Origin of the sequence: Delftia tsuruhatensis NBRC 16741, assembly GCF_001571325.1 — a bacterium.
In the GTDB taxonomy this organism is placed as follows: Bacteria; Pseudomonadota; Gammaproteobacteria; order Burkholderiales; family Burkholderiaceae_C; genus Comamonas; species Comamonas tsuruhatensis.
In genome coordinates this window covers 177,029-196,690 of record NZ_BCTO01000024.1, presented here as the reverse complement: position 1 = coordinate 196,690, position 19,662 = coordinate 177,029, and the positions used below count along the sequence as shown (strand labels likewise).

Sequence of the window (19,662 nt, the reverse complement as noted above, 5' to 3'; positions counted from 1 at the left end):
GCTTCCTCGCCACCCCCTGCAGACAAGCTGTAAACCGCACGGACCCGTCCGTGCGGCACGCTGGGCGTAACCGTAATTAGAACCGGAGAACCCAGTGCTTTTGTCTCTCAAGGGAGCATTCCCATCCGCCATCCTGGCGCTCGCAGACGGCACGGTCTTTGTTGGCAACTCGATCGGTGCGCAAGGCACCACGGTTGGTGAAGTCGTTTTCAACACGGCAATCACCGGCTACCAGGAAATCCTCACCGACCCCAGCTACTGCCAGCAGATCGTGACGCTCACGTATCCGCACATCGGCAACTACGGCGTCAACGCAGAGGATGTCGAGGCTGGCAAGGTCCATGCGGCGGGCCTGATCATCAAGAACCTTCCGCTGCTGGCCAGCAACTTCCGCAAGTCCGAGACCCTGCCCGACTACCTCACGCGCAGCGGCACGGTGGCGATTGCCAACATCGACACGCGCAAGCTCACACGGCTGCTGCGCGACAAGGGCGCACAAAACGGCGCCATCGTCGGTTTGGCCGCTGGCGAAGAAGTGACCCAGGCGCGCATCGACGAGGCACTGGCTGCGGCCAAGGCGGCCCCCAGCATGAAGGGCCTGGATCTGGCCCAGGTGGTGAGCGCCGCCCAGCAGTACGAATGGACGGAAACCGAGTGGAAGCTGGGCGAAGGCTACGGCCAGCAGCAGGCCCCGCGTTTCCATGTGGTGGCCTATGACTTCGGCGTGAAGTTCAACATCCTGCGCATGCTGGCCGAGCGCGGCTGCAAGCTGACCGTGGTGCCGGCCAAGACGCCCGCCAAGGATGTGCTGGCACTCAACCCCGACGGCGTTTTCCTGTCCAACGGCCCTGGCGACCCGGAGCCCTGCGACTACGCCATTGCCGCGACCAAGGAACTGGTGGAGTCCGGCAAGCCCGTCTTCGGCATCTGCCTGGGTCATCAGATCATGGCCCTGGCCGCTGGCGCCAAGACCTTCAAGATGGCCAACAGCCACCACGGCGCCAACCACCCCGTCAAGGACCTGGACAACGGCCGCGTGAGCATCACCAGCCAGAACCACGGGTTTGCGGTGGAGATGGAATCGCTGCCCGACACGCTGCGCGCCACGCACATCAGCCTGTTCGACGGCACGCTGCAAGGCCTTGAGCACAAGGACAAGCCTGCGTTCTGCTTCCAGGGCCACCCCGAGGCTTCGCCCGGCCCGCACGATATCGCCTACCTGTTTGACCGCTTCACGGCGCTGATGGAGAAACACAAAAATGCCTAAGCGCACCGACCTCAAAAGCATTCTGATCATTGGCGCCGGTCCCATCGTCATCGGCCAGGCCTGCGAGTTTGACTACTCCGGCGTGCAGGCCTGCAAGGCGTTGCGCGAAGAGGGCTACAAGGTCATCCTGATCAACAGCAACCCTGCCACGATCATGACCGACCCGGCCACGGCTGACGTCACCTACATCGAGCCCATCACCTGGCAGACGGTCGAGAAGATCATCGCCAAGGAGCGTCCCGACGCCATCCTGCCGACCATGGGCGGCCAGACCGCGCTGAACTGCGCGCTGGACCTGTGGCGCAACGGCGTGCTGCACAAGTACAAGGTCGAGCTGATCGGCGCCACGCCCGAGGCCATCGACAAGGCCGAGGACCGCCTCAAGTTCAAGGATGCGATGACGCGCATCGGCCTGGGTTCGGCACGCTCGGGCATCGCCCATTCGATGGATGAAGCCTGGGCCGTGCAAAAGGAAATGGGCTTTCCCACCGTCATCCGCCCCAGCTTCACGCTGGGCGGCACGGGCGGCGGCATTGCCTACAACCCCGAAGAGTTCGAGACCATCTGCAAGCGCGGCCTGGAAGCGTCGCCGACCAATGAGCTACTGATCGAGGAATCGCTGCTCGGCTGGAAGGAGTACGAGATGGAAGTCGTCCGCGACAAGGCGGACAACTGCATCATCATCTGCTCCATCGAGAACCTGGACCCCATGGGCGTGCACACCGGCGACTCGATCACCGTGGCGCCCGCGCAGACGCTGACCGACAAGGAATACCAGATCATGCGCAACGCCTCGCTGGCGGTGCTGCGCGAGATCGGTGTGGACACGGGTGGCTCCAACGTGCAGTTCTCGGTGAATCCGAAGGACGGTCGCATGATCGTCATCGAGATGAACCCGCGCGTGTCGCGCTCCTCGGCGCTGGCCTCCAAGGCCACGGGCTTCCCCATCGCCAAGGTCGCTGCCAAGCTGGCCGTGGGCTACACGCTGGACGAACTCAAGAACGACATCACGGGCGGCAAGACGCCTGCGTCGTTCGAGCCCTCGATCGACTACGTGGTCACCAAGATCCCGCGTTTCGCGTTCGAGAAGTTCCCGGCTGCCGACAACCGCCTGACCACGCAGATGAAGTCCGTGGGCGAGGTCATGGCCATTGGCCGTACCTTCCAGGAGTCTTTCCAGAAGGCGCTGCGCGGCCTGGAAGTCGGCGTGGACGGCATGAACGAAAAGACCCAGGACCGCGAGATCCTCGAAAAGGAACTCGGCGAACCAGGTCCGGACCGCATCTGGTATGTGGGTGACGCCTTTGCTGCCGGCTGGACGCTGGATGAAGTGCACAACATCACCAAGATCGACAAGTGGTTCCTCGTGCAGATCGAAGAGATCGTCAAGATCGAACTCGAACTGGACAAGGTCTACGAGGAAAAGGGCGATGCCGCGCTGGCTGCACTGGACGCCACCACGCTGCGCACGCTCAAGCAAAAGGGCTTCTCCGACCGCCGCCTTGCCAAGCTGCTGCACAGCACCGACAAGGCCGTGCGCGAGGCGCGCAAGGCACTGGGCGTGCGCCCCGTGTTCAAGCGCGTGGACACCTGCGCTGCCGAGTTCGCCACCGACACCGCCTACATGTACTCCACCTATGACGAGGAGTGCGAAGCCGAGCCGACGGACAAGAAAAAGATCATGGTGCTGGGCGGTGGCCCGAACCGCATCGGCCAGGGCATCGAGTTCGACTACTGCTGCGTGCATGCCGCGCTCGCCATGCGCGAGGACGGCTATGAAACCATCATGGTCAACTGCAACCCCGAAACCGTGTCCACCGACTACGACACCTCGGACCGCCTGTACTTCGAGCCGCTGACGCTGGAAGACGTGCTCGAAGTCGTGGCTGTCGAGAAGCCGGTCGGCGTCATCGTGCAGTACGGTGGCCAGACGCCCTTGAAGCTCGCCCTGGGCCTGGAAAAGGAAGGCGTGCCCATCATCGGCACCACGCCCGACATGATCGACGCGGCCGAAGACCGCGAGCGCTTCCAGAAGCTGCTGCATGAACTGGGCCTGCGCCAGCCGCCCAATGCCACGGCCCGTACCGAGCCCGAAGCGCTGGAAAAGGCGGCCGGCCTGGGCTACCCCCTGGTCGTGCGTCCCAGCTATGTGCTGGGTGGCCGTGCCATGGAAATCGTGCATGAGCAGCGCGACCTGGAGCGCTACATGCGCGAAGCCGTCAAGGTCAGCAATGACTCGCCCGTGCTGCTGGATCACTTCCTGTCCAACGCCATCGAGTGCGATGTCGACTGCGTGCGTGACCGCGAAGGCGCCGTCTTCATCGGCGGCGTGATGGAGCACATCGAGCAGGCCGGCGTGCATTCGGGCGATTCCGCCTGCTCGCTGCCGCCTTACTACCTCAAGCCCGAGACCGTGGCCGAAATCAAGCGCCAGACGGCTGCCATGGCCAACGCGCTGAGCGTGGTCGGCCTGATGAACGTGCAGTTCGCCATCAAGGAAACGGCCGATGGCGACGTGATCTACGTGCTGGAAGTCAATCCGCGTGCCTCGCGCACCGTGCCCTTCGTCTCCAAGGCCACGGGCATCCAGCTGGCCAAGGTGGCTGCGCGCTGCATGGCCGGCGACACGCTGGCCCAGCAAGGCATCACCAAGGAAGTCACGCCGCCGTACTTCAGCGTCAAGGAAGCCGTCTTCCCGTTCGTGAAGTTCCCGGGCGTGGACACCATCCTCGGCCCCGAGATGAAGTCCACCGGCGAAGTCATGGGCGTGGGCAAGACCTTTGGCGAAGCCTTCGTCAAGAGCCAGCTGGGCGCCGGCGTGGCACTGCCCACCCAGGGCAAGGTCTTCCTGACCGTGAAGAACGCCGACAAGCCGCGCGCCGTGGCCGTGGCCAAGGAACTGGCTGCCATGGGCTTCGTGCTGTGCGCCACGCGCGGCACGGCAGCGGCCATCTCCGAGGCAGGTATCGAAGTGCAGCTCGTCAACAAGGTGACCGAGGGCCGCCCCCACATCGTGGACATGATCAAGAACGGCGAGATCGCCATGGTCATCAACACGGTGGAAGAGCGCCGCAACGCCATCGCCGACTCGCGCGCCATCCGCACCAGCGCCCTGCTGGCGCGCGTGACCACCTTCACCACCATCTTCGGTGCCGAAGCCGCCGTCGAAGGCATGAAGTCCATGGGCAACATGGATGTGCACTCCGTCCAGGAACTGCACGCCCAGCTGCAGACGGCCTGATCCTTCCGCACTGCCGCCCCTCGTTTCTGACGAGGTGCAGCCGGCGGCACTGTCCGACAGTGCCGCCGGGTTTTCCCACCGAAGCTGGTGGTCAAACGCGGCATAATGGACCACATGACTTGATGAAACCGCCGCGCGGCAACGTGCGGCGGTTTGCTTTTGGGGCGCAGGCCCTGCCGCCATACTGCCGGCCCGCCTGTGCCAAAGAAGCCGCGCAACGCGCGGCGTTTGCTGCACATGGAGACTTTTCAATGGCCACCATTCCCATCACCAAGCGCGGAGCCGAGAAACTCAAGGACGAGCTGCACCGTCTGAAGACCGTGGAGCGTCCTTCCATCATCCAGGCCATCGCCGAGGCCCGTGCCCAGGGCGATCTGAGCGAAAACGCCGAGTACGAGGCCGCCAAGGACCGCCAAGGCTTCATCGAGGGCCGCATTGCCGAGGTAGAGAGCAAGCTGTCCGCAGCCCAGATCATCGATCCTTCCGCCGTGGATGCCGGCGGCCGCGTGGTCTTCGGTGCAACGGTTGAACTCGAAGACGAGGACAGCGGCGACACGGTCAAGTACCAGATCGTCGGCGAGGACGAGGCCGATCTCAAGCTGGGCCTGATCAACGTCTCCAGCCCCATCGCACGCGCGCTGATCGGCAAGGAAGAAGGCGATACCGCTGTCGTGCAGGCACCGGGCGGCGAGCGCCGCTATGAAGTGGTGTCGGTGCGCTACCTCTGATGCGTCGGTGCCTGTGCCTCGATCGTTGAGGAAGGCTTAAGCCCATGAGCAACCTGTACGAGCGCGTCCCCCTGCTGGCCGCTGCCCTGTGGTGGGGCAGCCTGTCGGCCATCGGCTTCATGGCCGTACCCATGCTGTTCGCCCACTTGCCCACGCCGGCTGTCGCGGGCTTCATGGCTGCCAAGCTGTTTGCCGCGCAGACCTGGGTGTCCATCGCCTGCGCGGCCGTGCTGCTGGTCCTGTCCCGGCGCAGCAAGGAGTCGGTCCTGCAGCCCTGGGCCAAGGCCTGCCTGGGCTTTGTGATCGCAGGCATGCTGCTGGCATTTGTCGTCCAGTACGGCGTGTCGCCGCGCATCGTTGCACGCGACAACCTCAAGCTGTGGCACAGCGTGGGCACGGTGATGTATGCGCTGCAGTGGCTGTGTGCGCTCGTCGTGCTGTGGCGCATAGGCCGTTCGTCTCAAGCGAACACCCGGGCCACGGCCTGATCCCGGTCCTGCCGGTTCGGCACCATACCAAACAAAAACGCCCGCAAGCGCGGGCGTTTTTTGTGGGTCGAGCTGCTCACTCGTGCCAGTGCTCGGCCACCCAGGTGGCAGGCCGGATATAGCGAAAGCGCCGATTGCGCCGGCCGGCCAACGCGTCAGGCGGGTTGCATTCGCCGTGGAAGATCACCACGCGCGCACCATCCGGCACGAAGGGCGGCTTCCAGTAGTTCGTCGGCCATGCGGGAATGCAGTGGTACTTGAAGCTGGGGCACCAGGCCTGCGGCCAGTACTTGAGCTTGCCTTGCTTGTGCAGCATGTCGGACAGATAGGCCTGCTCATTGCGAAAGTTGCGGCGTATCTCTTCGAAATGCGTGCGGAAGTAGTCCAGCACCTCGGGGTGGGCACCCAGCTCGAAGCGGTACACCGAGGAATTGCCCGTGATGCGCCACGGACGCTTGTAGTCGTGGATGATCAGGAACTCGCCGGGCTCGGTGAAAAAATCGTCCAGCGGCCCGGTGATGACCACGTCCACGTCAAGAAACAGCGCCGTGCCGCGCAGGCCGTGCAGGTCGGCACTGAAGGTGGCGAGCTTGTTCCAGCCGCGTTCCGGAATGCCCGCGGGCAGGTTCAGCGGAGGAATCGGCAGGCATTCGACCTCGTCGCGAATCCCCACGCCGTCATCGGTCAGGCAGACAAGGCGAAAATCGCCCTTCAGATGCCGACGCACCATGGCGTAGAGCCTGTTGACATACTCCGGACCGTACTTCTTGCCCCACTTCATGCAGATCACGAAGCGCTGCTGCGCAGAGGGGGAGGCGGAGGGCGGTTGCGCGGCCTGGGCCACGCTGGCGGCATGGGATGCTACGGTCATGGATGCGGCGGACTCAGTCTGCCTGACGCTTCTTGACCGACTTCTGCTTGGGCTTGGCGCGCTTGACCTGGCCACCTGCCGTCAGGCGCTGGTTGCCCAGCACGCGGATCTGCTTGACCTCGGGCTTCTGGCCCGAGCGCTTGCTGAACTTGAGCAGCTTGACATCGCGAGGGCCGGGCATGCGGTTCTCGTCGATGGCTTTTTCCTTTTCCGGCATGGGGCGCCAGAGCACCAGCAGCTTGCCGATGTGCTGAATGGGTGCAGCGCCAAGCTCGTCGCACAGCTGCAGATACATCTGCTCGCGTGCGGCGCGGTCGTCGTTGAAGACACGGACCTTGATCAGGCCATGTGCGTTAAGGCCGGCGTTGACCTCCTTTTGCACGGCAGCCGTCAGGCCGTCACCCCCGATGAGGACCACGGGGTCCAGGTGGTGTGCGTTGGCGCGGTGTTCCCGGCGCTCGGCGGGAGTCAATTGAATTTGGGGCATGGCCGTATTATCGAGGCTGAAAGAATCCAGCATGAAAGTCCAAACAAAAAGCAAGAAGGTCAACAAGGCTTGGCTCAACAGCCACGTCAACGATCCTTACGTCAAGGCCGCCCAGAAGGACGGCTACCGCGCGCGCGCGGCCTACAAACTCAAGGAGATCGACGAGCAGCTCAAGCTCATCCGGCCGGGTGCCACGGTGGTGGACCTGGGCTGCGCACCCGGGGCTTGGAGCCAGTATGTGCGCCGTTGCCTGTCGCCCAACGGGGCGGCCGTCGGCGCTCTCAACGGCCGCATCATCTCGCTGGATCTGCTGCCCATGGAGCCCATTGAGGGCGTGCAGTACATCCAGGGCGATTTCCGCGAGGAGCCGGTTCTGGCCCAGCTCCAGGAGGCCCTGGGCGGGGGCAAGGCCGACGTGGTGGTCTCCGACATGGCTCCCAACCTGTCGGGCAACGGCACGACGGATGCGGCGCGCATTGCGCTGCTGGTCGAACTGGCGGTTGATTTTTCCATCCACCATATGAAACCTGAAGGCGCCTTGGTGGTGAAGCTCTTCCACGGCGGGGCCTACGATGACCTGGTTGCGCTGTTCCGGCAGACCTTCAAGGTGGTCAAGCCGATCAAGCCCAAGTCCTCGCGTGACAAGTCTTCGGAGACGTTTTTGGTGGGCATGGGGCTCAAGTAGCCCTGTGCAGCCGCCCGGCGCTGTCCTGACCCGGGTCAAGACCGTATTCAAGCTATGGCTGCTATAGAGGGATATAGGCGACCAGCCAGCTTGAAACACCTAAAATGGACCGCAAATACGCTTCGAGCACGCTGGAAGTCGTTTTATCTGTATCCCCCATTGGAGCCCCGCTTGAACAATCAGTGGTTTTCAAAAATTGCCGTCTGGCTGGTCATCGCCATGGTGCTGTTTACGGTGTTCAAGCAATTTGACACCCGTGGCGGCGCTGGCGCGTCCCATGTCGGTTACTCCGAGTTCCTGGAAGAGGTGCGAAGCAATCGCATCAAGAGCGCCACCATCCAGGAAAGCCCCGGCGGCACCGAGATCGTGGCCACGACCAACGATGACCGCAAGGTGCGCACCACCGCCACCTACCTGGATCGCGGGCTCGTGGGTGACCTGATCAACAACAACGTCAAGTTCGACGTCAAGCCCCGCGAAGAAGGCTCGGTCCTCATGACCCTGCTCGTGAGCTGGGGGCCCATGCTGCTGTTGATCGGCGTGTGGGTGTACTTCATGCGCCAGATGCAGGGCGGCGGCAAGGGCGGTGCCTTCAGCTTCGGCAAGAGCAAGGCCCGCATGCTGGACGAGAACAACAACACCGTGACCTTTGCCGACGTTGCAGGCTGCGACGAAGCCAAGGAAGAGGTCAAGGAAGTCGTGGACTTCCTCAAGGACCCCAACAAGTTCCAGAAGCTCGGCGGGCGCATTCCGCGCGGCCTGCTGCTGGTCGGTCCTCCGGGTACCGGCAAGACGCTGCTGGCCAAGTCCATCGCTGGTGAAGCCAAGGTTCCGTTCTTCAGCATCTCGGGCTCCGACTTCGTTGAAATGTTCGTCGGCGTGGGCGCGGCCCGCGTGCGCGACATGTTCGAGAACGCCAAGAAGAATGCACCCTGCATCATCTTCATCGATGAAATCGATGCCGTGGGCCGCCAGCGTGGCGCAGGCCTGGGCGGTGGTAACGATGAGCGTGAACAGACCCTGAACCAGATGCTGGTCGAGATGGACGGCTTCGAGACCAACCTCGGCGTGATCGTCGTGGCTGCAACCAACCGTCCCGACATCCTGGATGCGGCGCTGCTGCGCCCCGGCCGTTTCGACCGTCAGGTGTATGTGACGCTGCCCGACATCCGTGGCCGCGAGCAGATCCTCAATGTGCACATGCGCAAGATCCCTGTCGGCCAGGACGTGAATCCGGGCGTGATCGCGCGCGGCACGCCTGGCATGTCGGGTGCCGATCTGGCCAACCTCTGCAACGAAGCAGCCCTGATGGCCGCGCGCCGCAATGCGCGCACCGTCGAGATGCAGGACTTCGAGAAGGCCAAGGACAAGATCATCATGGGCCCCGAGCGCAAGAGCATGGTCATGCCCGAGGAAGAGCGCCGCAACACGGCCTACCACGAGGCAGGCCACGCACTGATCGGCAAGCTGCTGCCCAAGTGCGATCCCGTGCACAAGGTCACCATCATCCCGCGCGGCCGTGCGCTGGGCGTGACCATGAGCCTGCCCGAGAAGGACCGCTACTCCTACGACAAGGAGTTCATGCTCAACCAGATCGCCATGCTGTTCGGTGGACGCATTGCCGAAGAAGTGTTCATGAACCAGATGACCACGGGCGCGAGCAACGACTTCGAGCGGGCCACGCAGATCGCACGCGACATGGTCACCCGCTACGGCATGACCGACGCGCTGGGTCCCATGGTCTATGCGGAGCAGGAAGGCGAGCCTTTCCTGGGCCGCTCGATGAGCAAGACCAACAGCATGAGCGAGCAGACGATGCAGAAGGTGGACCAGGAGGTTCGCCGCATCATCGACGAGCAGTACGGACTGGCGCGCAAGCTGATCGAGGACAACTCCGACAAGATGCATGCCATGGCCAAGGCCATGCTCGACTGGGAAACCATCGACGCCGAGCAGCTCGATGACATCATGGCCGGCCGTGAGCCGCGTCCTCCCAAGGACTGGGTGCCGCGCAACCCTCCGTCGTCCGACGGTGGCAACTCGTCCGGCGGCACGCCGGCAGTGGATGCCGACCCTGCGCCCACCACGGCCTGAGCTGCTTGCCGCAGAATCGGTCAATCCCATGCAAAGGGCCCTGAGGGGCCCTTTTGCTTTGCTTGCAGGATGTGTTCAATTGCCCGCAACGGCCAGCGATGAACCCGGTCCGGCGGGCGCCTACCTTCAGGAAATCCCATGCCGCATCAATGGCAGACTTCGCGCTTTGTTCTAGACCTTCAGCGTCCACTGGTCATGGGCATCGTCAATGTGACGCCCGACTCGTTTTCCGACGGCGGGCGGCACAACACGGTGGAGCAGGCCTTGCGGCATGCAGAGCAACTGGTCAGTGAGGGCGCGCACATCCTCGATATTGGCGGCGAGTCCACCAGGCCCGGCTCACCGGCTGTTCCGCTGGATGAGGAGTTGCGGCGCGTGCTGCCTGTTGTGCAGGGCGCGGTGCAATTGGGCGTGCCTGTCTCCGTCGATACCTACAAGCCCGAGGTCATGCAGGCCGTGCTGGATCTGGGGGCCGACATCGTCAACGACATCTGGGCGCTGCGCCAGCCGGGCGCGCAGCAGGTGGTGGCCGCGCACCCGAGCTGCGGCATCTGTCTCATGCACATGCATGGCACGCCGCAGGACATGCAGACCACGCCCATGCAAGGCGATGCCGTGCCCGCCGTGCGCGATTTCCTGCAGTTGCACAGCGATGCCCTGCTGGCCCGGGGCGTGGCGCGGGAGCGCATCGTCTGGGACTATGGCATCGGCTTCGGCAAAAGCGTGGCACAGAATTTTTCCCTGCTTGCACGCCAGCATGAATTGCTGGGCCTAGACTTCCCGCTGCTGGCCGGCTGGTCGCGCAAGGGCTCGCTCGGGCAGGTCAGTGGCCGTCCACAGGGCCAGCGCATGGTGCCCAGCGTGGCGGCGGCACTGCTGGCGGTGGAGCGTGGCGCGCGCGTGGTGCGCGTGCACGACGTGGCCGATACGGTGGCGGCATTGACGGTCTGGCAGACCATGCACGACAACGACTGAACAACAAAGGAGCACTATGGCACGCACATATTTTGGTACCGATGGAATTCGCGGCCTGGTGGGCCGTTCGCCCATCACCCCCGACTTCGCGCTGCGTCTGGCGCATGCCGTGGGCCGTGTGCTGCGGCGCAAGGAAGTCCGTCCCATGGTGCTGATCGGCAAGGACACGCGGATCTCGGGCTACATGCTGGAGAGCGCGCTGGAGTCCGGGTTCAACTCTGCCGGCGTGGACGTGATGCTGCTGGGCCCCTTGCCCACGCCGGGCGTGGCCTATCTGACGCGCGCCCAGCGCGCCAGCCTGGGCGTGGTCATCAGCGCCAGCCACAACCCTTATTACGACAACGGCATCAAGTTCTTCAGCGCACAGGGCACCAAGCTGCCCGATGCCTGGGAGGAAGAGGTCGAGCAGGCCTTGACCGAAGATCCCGTATGGGTCGACTCTGCCGCTCTGGGAAAGGCCCGGCGCCTTGAAGACGCGGCAGGGCGCTACATCGAGTTCTGCAAGAGCACCTTCGACCATGCGCTCACGCTCAAGGGTGTGAAGATCGTGGTCGATGCAGCCCATGGCGCGGCCTACCAGATCGCCCCCAAGGTCTTCCATGAACTGGGGGCCGATGTGGTGGCCATTGGCTGTGCGCCCGATGGACTGAACATCAACGAAGGCGTGGGTGCCACCCATCCCGAGGCCCTGGTGCTGGCCGTGCGAGCGAACAAGGCCGACTTCGGTGTGGCGCTGGATGGTGATGCCGACCGGCTGCTGCTGGTCGATGCGGCTGGCCGGCTCTACAACGGCGACGAACTGCTGTACCTGATGGCGGCCGATCGGCTGGCGCGTGGCGAGGCCGTGCCGGGTGCCGTGGGCACACTGATGACCAATATGGCCGTGGAGGTGGCGCTGAAGTCCCAGGGGGTGGGCTTTGTGCGCGCCAAGGTCGGCGACCGCTATGTGCTGGAGGAGCTGCACCGCCAGGGCTGGACACTGGGGGGCGAGGGCTCGGGCCATCTGCTGGCGCTGGACAAGCACACCACGGGCGATGGCCTGGTCAGCGCGCTGCAGGTGCTGCAGGCCTGCGTGCGTTCGGGCAAGAGCCTGTCGCAGTGGCTGTCTTCAGTCCAGCTGTTTCCCCAGGTATTGCTCAACGTGCGGCTGCAGCCGGGCCAGGACTGGAAGCGCAACACCCAGCTGGAGGAAGCCACCGAGGCCGTCAAGGCCGAATTGGGCGATACGGGGCGCGTGCTTATCCGCGCCAGCGGCACCGAGCCTTTGCTGCGCGTGATGGTGGAGGCACGCGATGGCGACCAGGCCAGCCGCTGCGCCGAGCGCCTGGCCAGCGTGGCGAAGAATTCACCCATGCCCTGAGCGGCGGGGGCACTTTCTCTGCCATGGAAAGCCGAAGCTGCAGTCTTCGGCTTTTTCGTCTGCAGACCGTGGCGCGGTGAGCCGTTCAGCCCTGGCTGCGCAGAAAGGCCTCCAGCGCCTGGGGCGGCAGCGGGCGGCTGAAATGGTAGCCCTGGGCTTCATCGCAGCCTTGCTCGCGCAGGAACTCCAGCTGTGCCTCCGTTTCCACGCCTTCGGCCGTGGTCTGCATGCCCAGGGCCTGGGCCATGCGGATGATGGCGCTGACTATGGCGCGGTCATTGCTGTCGTGGTCCAGGTCCTGGATGAAGGACTGGTCGATCTTGAGTTTGTAGATCTGAAAGCGCTTGAGCTGGCTCAGGGATGAATAGCCGGTGCCGAAGTCATCCATGGCCAGGCGCACGCCATGCTCGCGCAGCCGGTCCATGGTGGCCGTGGCCTGGCGCGGATCATGGATGGCCACGCCCTCGGTCAGCTCCAGCTCCAGAGAATCGGCTGGCAGGTCGCTGTCGAGCAGGATGCGGTTGATGATTTCGGGCAGTTGCTGCTGGTGGAACTGGATGGCCGACAGGTTCACGGCCACCTTCAGGTCCCGCAGCCCCGCATTGCGCCAGGCCTGCAGTTGCTGCATGGCGCTGCGCAGCACCCATTCGCCGATCTGCAGGATCTGGCCGCTGTCCTCGGCGACGGGGATGAACTCCGCGGGCGAGACCGAGCCCAGCTCGGGGTGCTCCCATCGCAGCAGTGCCTCCACGCTGCGCACGCGCCCGGTGCTCAGGGTGATCTGCGGCTGGTAGTGCAGATACAGCTGATTGCGTTCCAGCGCCCGCCGCAAGGCGTTCTCCAGCTGCAGGGCGCGCAGGGACTGGGCCTGCATCTGCGGAGTGAAGAAGCGGTAGGTGTTGCGGCCGGCCTGCTTGGCGTGGTACATGGCCGCGTCGGCGGCCTGTGTCAGCGAGTCGATGTCGTGGCCGTCGCGCGGGTACAGCGCGATGCCCATGGACGGCGCAATGGTCAGTTCGTGGCGGTCGATCTGGTAGGCCTGGCGCGACGCCTCCTGCAGCTTGCCTGCCACGCGGGCCGCACCCTGGGCATTGGCGCCGGGCAGCAGCAGCACGAATTCGTCGCCGCCGATGCGGGCCACCGTATCGCGGTCACGCACCACGGCACGCAGGCGGCGGGCAATCTCCACCAGCAGGGCATCGCCCACGCGATGGCCCAGCGAATCATTGACATGCTTGAAATGGTCCAGGTCCAGGAACATCACGGCCAGTGGCGTGTCGTTGACCTTGGCCAGCTCGATGGCGCGGGCGCTGCGCTCGGCCAGCAGCGTGCGATTGGGCAGGCCGGTGAGCGCGTCGTAGTGCGCCATCCAGTAGATGCGTTCCTGGTCCAGCTTGCGGTCGGCGATCTCGCGGTGCAGGTTCTCCACCGTGGCGCTGAGTTCGCGTGTGCGGTCGCGCACCTGCTGCTCCAGCAGTTCGTGGGCCTGGCTCAGGGCCTGCTGGGCGCGCAGACGGTCGTCGATGTCGCTGACGATCCAGATGGAGCCTTCGCGTGCATCGCCCGGATTGATGAGCCGGCCCGTCAGTTCACCCCAGAACAGGCTGCCATCCTTGCGGCGCAGGCGGCGCTGCGTGCGAAAGGACAGGCCCGCGCTCAGCGTGCGATAGGCCTCGCGCCCCAGGCTGCGCAGCTCGTCGCGGCTGGGGTGCAGGTGCTCGCTGTTGATGCCGACCAGCGCATGTTCGCCCGCGTAGCCGAAGATGTCGGCATAGCACTGGTTGCATCGGACGATGACGCGCTGGCGGATGAAGACGATGCCCACGCCGGCATTGTCGAGCAGTGCCTGCTGCTCGCGCAGGCTGCGCTGCAGCGACGCCGCCATCATCGAAGACGGACGTTCGAGTACAGGGTCGTACGCAATCGTCGGCGCGGACATGGCGAAGCGTTAGGGCGGTGGTAAAGGGATGAGGGGGAACTTACAAAGTGTAGCACTTGCGCGCAAAACAGCATTTTGTCGTTCCCTGGCGAGGGCAGGGCCTTGGTTTTCAGGTGCCGGTGGACTGTCGTTGCCGGCCCTTGGCCTGCGCATCGAGCTTGTGGGCCAATTCATAGAGCACGCCATGGCGCAGGGCTCCGTGCGTGACGCGCATGCGCTCGATGCCCAGGCTGGAGAAGATGCCCCGCATCACGCTCATGCCGCCGCCGATCATGGGGCGCAGCTCTTCCTTGAGTCCGTCCATGTTCACACGGTCGACATGGCCTGCGCGCAGCAACTGCGCATGCAGCCAGTCCAGTCCCTGCCGCGTGATCCAGCCGGCCGTGCCCCCGGGCGCATGGGCCAGGACCTTGACAATGGCACCGGCCGTGCCCGAGGAGCCATAGGCATGGCTCCATTGCCCGGCAGCGAAAAGTCCTGCTTCGGGCGCAATGATGTCGGCCACGGCTGCTTCGGCCTGGGACAGGGCCTGGGCCGACAGCTCGCCATCGGGGAAGTGGCGCAAGGCCCAGGTCACGCTGCCGAAGGCGAAGGAGCGTGCCTGCAGTACTTGCCGCTGCTGACCCAGGCACAGCTCGGTCGAGCGGCCGCCGATGTCCACCACCAGCCTCCGCTGGGCGCCGGGCGGCAGCAACTGGGCGACGCCGCGATAGATCAGGCGTGCTTCCTCCTCGCCGTCAATGACCTCGATGGGGCAGCCCAGGATGCGCTGGCCTTCGTCCAGGAAGATCTGGCGATTCGATGCCTCTCTCAGCGTCTGCGTGGCCACTGCACGTACGCGGTGGCGGGGCAAATCACCCAGCACCTGCGCATAGCGCTCCAGGCAGGCCCAGCCGCGCTGCATGGCCTCCAGGCTCAAGGCGCCCTGGGCGTCGAGGGCGCTGCCCAGGCGTATGGCTTCCTTGCGATGGCTGAGCAGCTGTACCTTTGCGCCGTCGCTGCGGGCCATGGCCAGCAGGCAGCTGTTGGAGCCAATGTCGATGGCGGCCAGGCGGCTTTCGGGGGGATTGGAAGAGGACATGCGCGAAAGGCGGACGACGGCACGGCTGCGGCAGGTTTGCAGCAGCCAACGGCATCCAGGGGAAGGCAGCTAGCTTAGCACCCCGGCGATCTCGCGTCGCTCTCGTGCCGGTGTGACTGGGTCATGACCTTTGCGTGACGGTTTCTGCGCCGTTGCTTGCGCCTGGCTTGGCTTGTATGACAGATGTCATGAACAGAGGAATGCATGTCATGAACATGTCACAAATCCGGGGCAGACTGCCCGAATCCCCGGCTAGCGGGGTGACTACCGGGTCCTGCCCAGGCCGGGCCCCTGCATCCATGCCCCAGACATTCACGCCGATTCCCGGTGGCGCCTCTGCCGCACCTGCCGAACCAGAACATGAACAGGGAGCGCGTGCCGTGCCCGCAGGGCCGGCTTCGCTGGGCATGGCCCGCCAGACAGCTCCCATACCCGTCTCTGCACCCCTGAATGTCCCGATGATGCCTCTGGCGAAAAGCCTCTCCACCGCCTTGTCGGAGCTGCGGGGCCAGGCCATTGCGGCTTCTGCCTCTGCTTCTTCTGCAAGGCTTCCCGCCCCCGAATACACTGGACTGCACGCCACAGCCGAAAGCGGTGAAGTGCAAGAGCAGCAGCAACAGTTTCTTGACCGTGACCATTGCATCCTGGCCTTCAATGAGCGCGTGCTGGACTGGGCCGTGCGTGAAGATGTGCCGCTGCTGGAGCGTTTGCGCTATCTGTGCATCGTCTCCTCGAATCTCGACGAATGGTTCGAGGTGCGTTGCGCCCCGCATGTGACGGCCGCCAAGGCCGGCGACGCCAAGGGCCTGTACACCCTGCAGAGCTTCCGCTCGCTGATGGACAAGGCGCATGAGCTGGTATTGCGCCAATACACGCTGTACAACCAGTCACTGATTCCCGCCTTTGCGGGGCAGGGCATACGCGTGGTATCCCATGGCGAGCGCAGCAGCGCCCAGCGCAAATGGGTGCGCGAGTACTTCCTGCGCGAAGTCCAGCCGCTGCTCATGCCCGTGGGCCTGGACCCATCCCATCCATTCCCCCAGGTGGCCAACAAGGCGCTGAACTTCATCGTGCGCCTCAAAGGTGTCGATGCCTTTGGCCGTGCCAACGAGGTGGCCATCGTCAAGGTGCCGCGTGTCTTGCCGCGCCTGGTGCGCCTGCCCGAGAAGATCGCGGGCAAGCAGCGCCTGTTCGTGAGCATCTCCAGCATCGTGCGTGCTCATCTCGTCGAGTTGTTCCCGGGGCGTGAGGTGGCGGAGTTTGCGCAATTCCGTGTCACGCGCCATTCGGACCTGGCAGTGGATGAGGAAGACGTCAGCGACCTGCGCACGGCCCTGCGCCAGGGTCTGCACCATCGCCACTACGGCCAGGCGGTGAGGCTGGAGGTGTCCTTTGCCTGCTCGCCCATGCTGTCCGACCTGCTGCTGGGCCAGTTCGGCCTGCCGACCGAGGCACTGTTCCGCGTCAAGGGGCCCGTGAACCTGGTGCGCCAGTCGCAACTGGTGGATCTGGTCGATGACCCCGCGCTGCTGTTTCCGCCTTGGCGTCCGGCATGGCCGCGCCAGCTGCAGCCGGGCCGCTCGGTGATGGCCCAGATCCGCAAGCGTGATGTGCTGATCCACCAGCCCTTCGAGAGCTTCGACGGCGTGCTGGAGCTGCTGCGCGAAGCCGTCAATGACCCTGAGGTGCTGGCCATCAAGCAGACCATCTACCGCACGGGATCGGACTCCGAGATCATGCAGTTGCTGGCCGAGGCGGTTCGCCGTGGCAAGGAAGTGCTGGCCGTGCTGGAGCTCAAGGCCCGCTTTGACGAAGAGGCCAACATCAACTCCGCCGAAAAGCTGGAGGCCTTGGGCGCCCAGGTGGTCTACGGCGTGCTGGGCCTGAAGACGCACGCCAAGATGCTGCTGATTACCCGGCGCGAAAAGCGCAGCGGCCAGCTCAAGCGCTACGGCCACCTGTCCACCGGCAACTACAACGTGCGCACGGCGCGCCTGTACACGGACATCAGCCAGCTGACCTGCGATGCGCAGATCACGGCCGACATGGATGCCGTGTTCAGCCACCTGTCCAGCCACAACCGCTTGCCCAAGCTGCACCAGCTTGTGATTGCACCGTTCCAGCTGCACGATCGCATGCTGGCGCTGATTGCCCAGGTGGGCGAGGCCGCACAGCGCGGCGAAGAGGCGCGGATTGTGCTGAAGATGAATGCGCTGACTGACGAGTTGCTCATGCAGGCCCTGGTGCGTGCCGGTCAGCAGGGCGCACGCATCGATCTCATCGTGCGCAGCGCCTGCATGCTGCCGCCGCAGCGCAAGGGCTGGACGGACAACATCCGTGTGCGCTCCATCATCGGTCGCTTCCTGGAGCATTCGCGCGTCTTCTACTTCGCCTGGGGCAATCAGCAGGAGTTGCTGCTGTCCAGTGCGGACTGGATGAACCGCAACATGATGCGCCGGGTGGAGCTGGCCTGGCCTGTGCGCGATCCGGCGTTGCGCCAGCAGGTGATAGACGAATGTCTTGTCGCCAGCCTGCATGACAACCGCGACGCCTGGACGCTGGAAGCCAATGGCGCCTACCAGCGCGCACCCTATCCGACCACGGGCCTGGGGGCGCAGAACGCCTTGATGGAGCGTTACGGCCCTCGGGCCTGAGCCGCATATCCTGTCAGGGCGCCGCGCGCCTGCCCTGTGCAATCGAAAAAGCCCCGCCAACGCATTGCGCTGGCAGGGCTTTTTGCTTGTCGCTGCGGCAGCCGGAGACGTTCGGCATTCAGTGCAGATGCAACTGCAGCGTCCAAGGCGTCTTCTGCCAGGCCACGGCTTCGGTGCGCAGCAACTGGGCGGACTGGGGGTAGCTCCTGGTCCAGCCTTCCGGTACGGTCAGGTGAAAGACGCTGTCCGAGCGGTGCAGGCGCATGCCCTGCAGATCGGGATCGCGCCGGGCGTGGCACAGCTGCACGGCCAGGCGCAGCGCCAGCAATGGCCAGGCCACGGCCCGGTCCTCGATGGCAGCCTCGAGCTTGCGCAGCTTGCCCTGGTGGCCAAGCACCAGCTGGGTGATGCGTTCGCGCAGCTCCACGGGCCAGGTGGCGGCACTGCAGTGTTCGGTGATGTAGGCGCCGTGGCGGTGGTAGGCGCTCAGAGAGATGCGCATGCCGATCTCATGCAGGCTGGCAGCCGTGTCCAGTGCGTGCGTGGCCAGTGCATCGGGCGGCTGCTGCGCCTGCAGCGATTGCCAGGCCCAGCGTGCCACCTTGCGAACACGCAGTGCGTGGGATGCGTCAATGCCGAAGTCCTGTTGCAGCGCCGCGATCTCGGCGGCTTCGCGGTCGGCAGGCGGCTCGTGTTCCAGCAGATCGTGCAGCACGCCCTGGCGCAGCGCGCCCTGTGCAACCTCCAGTTCGTCGATGCCCAGCAGGCCCAGGGCGGCCATCAGAATGCTCAGGCCGCCGGCGATGACGGCTCGCCGGTCTTCCTTGAGTCCGGCCAGGCGGATGCGGTCCACGTGGCCGGCGTCCATCAACTGCTCATGCAGCCAGCGCAGGCTGTCGGGCGTGATCAGCCGCCCGGAGTAGCCGTTGGCCGCCAGGATGTCTCCCACGGCGTTGGCCGTGCCTGACGATGCATAGGCGCAGTCCCAGGCGGTGGCTGGATAGGCCGATACGGTCTGGGTGAGGGCTGCCTGCGCCGCCTTGATGGCGGCCGAGAAGTGCGCGCGCGACAGCGTGCCCTCGCCAAAGAACTGCGTGCTCCAGGCCACGCTGCCTATGGGGTAGGAGGCCACCTGGCGCGCTTCGCCATGCTGGCCGATGATGACTTCGGTGGAGCGCCCGCCAATGTCCACCACCAGACGCCGTTGAGACGATGGCGGCAGCAGGCTGGAGACGCCGCGATAGATCAGCCGGGCCTCTTCCTCGCCCGAGATGACTTCGATGGGAAAGCCCAGCAGGGTGCTGCCTCGCGCGATGAAGACATCGCGGTTGCGGGCCTCGCGCAGGGTCTGCGTGGCCACGGCGCGGACCTGGTCGGCCGCAAAGCCGGCCAGCCGTTCGCCAAAGCGTGCCAGGCAGTCCCAGCCGCGTTGCATGGCTTCGTCAGTCAGTTCATGGCGCTCGTTGAGTCCATTGCCCTGGCGCACGGTTTCCTTGAGGTATTCCACGCGCTCTATGCGCTGGTGGCTGCCGACGCGGCCTATTTCGAGGCGAAAGCTGTTGGACCCGAGGTCAACGGCAGCGAGCAGGGATTCTGGTGCCATGAAAGAAACGCCAATCAAGATTCGTCGAGCACGATTGCACAGCGATGTCCGAGGGGGCAGGGCTGCACCTGTCTGGTGCCTGCTCGTGCGACACACAAGACTAAGACGGAATTGTGACATCGCGATGACCGGGTTCTTACATGGGAAGGCCTGCTGTTTGTGACGCCTTTTTTCCATGTCACATCAATG

14 protein-coding genes are annotated in these 19,662 nt (G+C 64.7%); 9 read left to right on the top strand and 5 right to left on the bottom strand.

Going from position 1 to position 19,662, the window contains the following annotated elements:
• Positions 1-94: 94 nt before the first annotated feature.
• From carA to DTS01S_RS13335, 4 genes are all read left to right on the top strand, one after another.
• Positions 95-1,267, top strand: coding sequence for a glutamine-hydrolyzing carbamoyl-phosphate synthase small subunit (gene carA, locus DTS01S_RS13350; protein ID WP_016447475.1), 1,173 nt, complete (start codon positions 95-97; stop codon positions 1,265-1,267).
• Positions 1,260-4,508 carry a carbamoyl-phosphate synthase large subunit gene (gene carB / locus DTS01S_RS13345; RefSeq protein WP_016447474.1) on the top strand — a complete coding sequence of 1,083 codons (3,249 nt, stop codon included), beginning with the start codon at positions 1,260-1,262 and terminating at the stop codon, positions 4,506-4,508. The genes carA and carB overlap by 8 nt, the downstream gene beginning before the upstream one ends.
• Positions 4,509-4,759: 251 nt before the next feature.
• Entirely contained in the window at positions 4,760-5,236 is a 477-nt protein-coding gene (greA, locus tag DTS01S_RS13340; RefSeq protein ID WP_016447473.1) for a transcription elongation factor GreA, read from the top strand.
• 44 nt (positions 5,237-5,280) lie between these two features.
• Positions 5,281-5,724 carry a DUF4149 domain-containing protein gene (locus tag DTS01S_RS13335; protein WP_016447472.1) on the top strand — a complete coding sequence of 148 codons (444 nt, stop codon included), beginning with the start codon at positions 5,281-5,283 and terminating at the stop codon, positions 5,722-5,724.
• Between the two features lie 76 nt (positions 5,725-5,800).
• Here DTS01S_RS13335 and DTS01S_RS13330 read toward each other — a convergent pair whose 3' ends face one another.
• Together DTS01S_RS13330 and DTS01S_RS13325 are read right to left on the bottom strand one after the other, a co-directional pair.
• Positions 5,801-6,595, bottom strand: coding sequence for a hypothetical protein (locus DTS01S_RS13330; protein WP_016447471.1), 795 nt, complete (start codon positions 6,593-6,595; stop codon positions 5,801-5,803).
• Between the two features lie 13 nt (positions 6,596-6,608).
• On the bottom strand, positions 6,609-7,082 hold the full coding sequence (locus tag DTS01S_RS13325; RefSeq protein ID WP_012206726.1) for a YhbY family RNA-binding protein: 474 nt from the start codon (positions 7,080-7,082) through the stop codon (positions 6,609-6,611).
• 31 nt (positions 7,083-7,113) lie between these two features.
• Here DTS01S_RS13325 and DTS01S_RS13320 point away from each other — a divergent pair, with 31 nt between their 5' ends.
• From DTS01S_RS13320 to glmM, 4 genes are all read left to right on the top strand, one after another.
• Positions 7,114-7,767, top strand: a complete 654-nt coding sequence (locus DTS01S_RS13320; protein WP_026062160.1) for an RlmE family RNA methyltransferase — start codon at positions 7,114-7,116, stop codon at positions 7,765-7,767.
• Positions 7,768-7,938: 171 nt separating this feature from the next.
• On the top strand, positions 7,939-9,861 hold the full coding sequence (ftsH, locus tag DTS01S_RS13315; protein ID WP_016447469.1) for an ATP-dependent zinc metalloprotease FtsH: 1,923 nt from the start codon (positions 7,939-7,941) through the stop codon (positions 9,859-9,861).
• 138 nt (positions 9,862-9,999) lie between these two features.
• The gene (gene folP / locus DTS01S_RS13310) at positions 10,000-10,836 is read left to right on the top strand and encodes a dihydropteroate synthase (protein ID WP_016447468.1); all 837 of its coding nucleotides are present in this window, start codon (positions 10,000-10,002) and stop codon (positions 10,834-10,836) included.
• A gap of 16 nt (positions 10,837-10,852) precedes the next feature.
• Positions 10,853-12,196, top strand: coding sequence for a phosphoglucosamine mutase (gene glmM / locus DTS01S_RS13305; protein WP_061287852.1), 1,344 nt, complete (start codon positions 10,853-10,855; stop codon positions 12,194-12,196).
• A gap of 85 nt (positions 12,197-12,281) precedes the next feature.
• Here glmM and DTS01S_RS13300 read toward each other — a convergent pair whose 3' ends face one another.
• Positions 12,282-14,135 (bottom strand): EAL domain-containing protein, encoded by a 1,854-nt coding sequence (locus DTS01S_RS13300; protein WP_016447466.1) that lies wholly within the window; start codon positions 14,133-14,135, stop codon positions 12,282-12,284.
• A gap of 109 nt (positions 14,136-14,244) precedes the next feature.
• The gene (locus DTS01S_RS13295; RefSeq protein ID WP_016447465.1) at positions 14,245-15,216 is read right to left on the bottom strand and encodes a Ppx/GppA family phosphatase; all 972 of its coding nucleotides are present in this window, start codon (positions 15,214-15,216) and stop codon (positions 14,245-14,247) included.
• A gap of 209 nt (positions 15,217-15,425) precedes the next feature.
• On the opposite strand from DTS01S_RS13295, the gene ppk1 reads away from it, so the two are divergent.
• Entirely contained in the window at positions 15,426-17,870 is a 2,445-nt protein-coding gene (gene ppk1 / locus DTS01S_RS13290) for a polyphosphate kinase 1 (RefSeq protein ID WP_016451339.1), read from the top strand.
• 118 nt (positions 17,871-17,988) lie between these two features.
• On the opposite strand, the gene DTS01S_RS13285 is transcribed toward ppk1, so the two are convergent.
• Positions 17,989-19,473: a Ppx/GppA phosphatase family protein gene (locus DTS01S_RS13285; RefSeq protein ID WP_046238476.1), complete on the bottom strand. Its 1,485-nt coding sequence runs from the start codon at positions 19,471-19,473 to the stop codon at positions 17,989-17,991.
• Between the last annotated feature and the right edge of the window lie 189 nt (positions 19,474-19,662).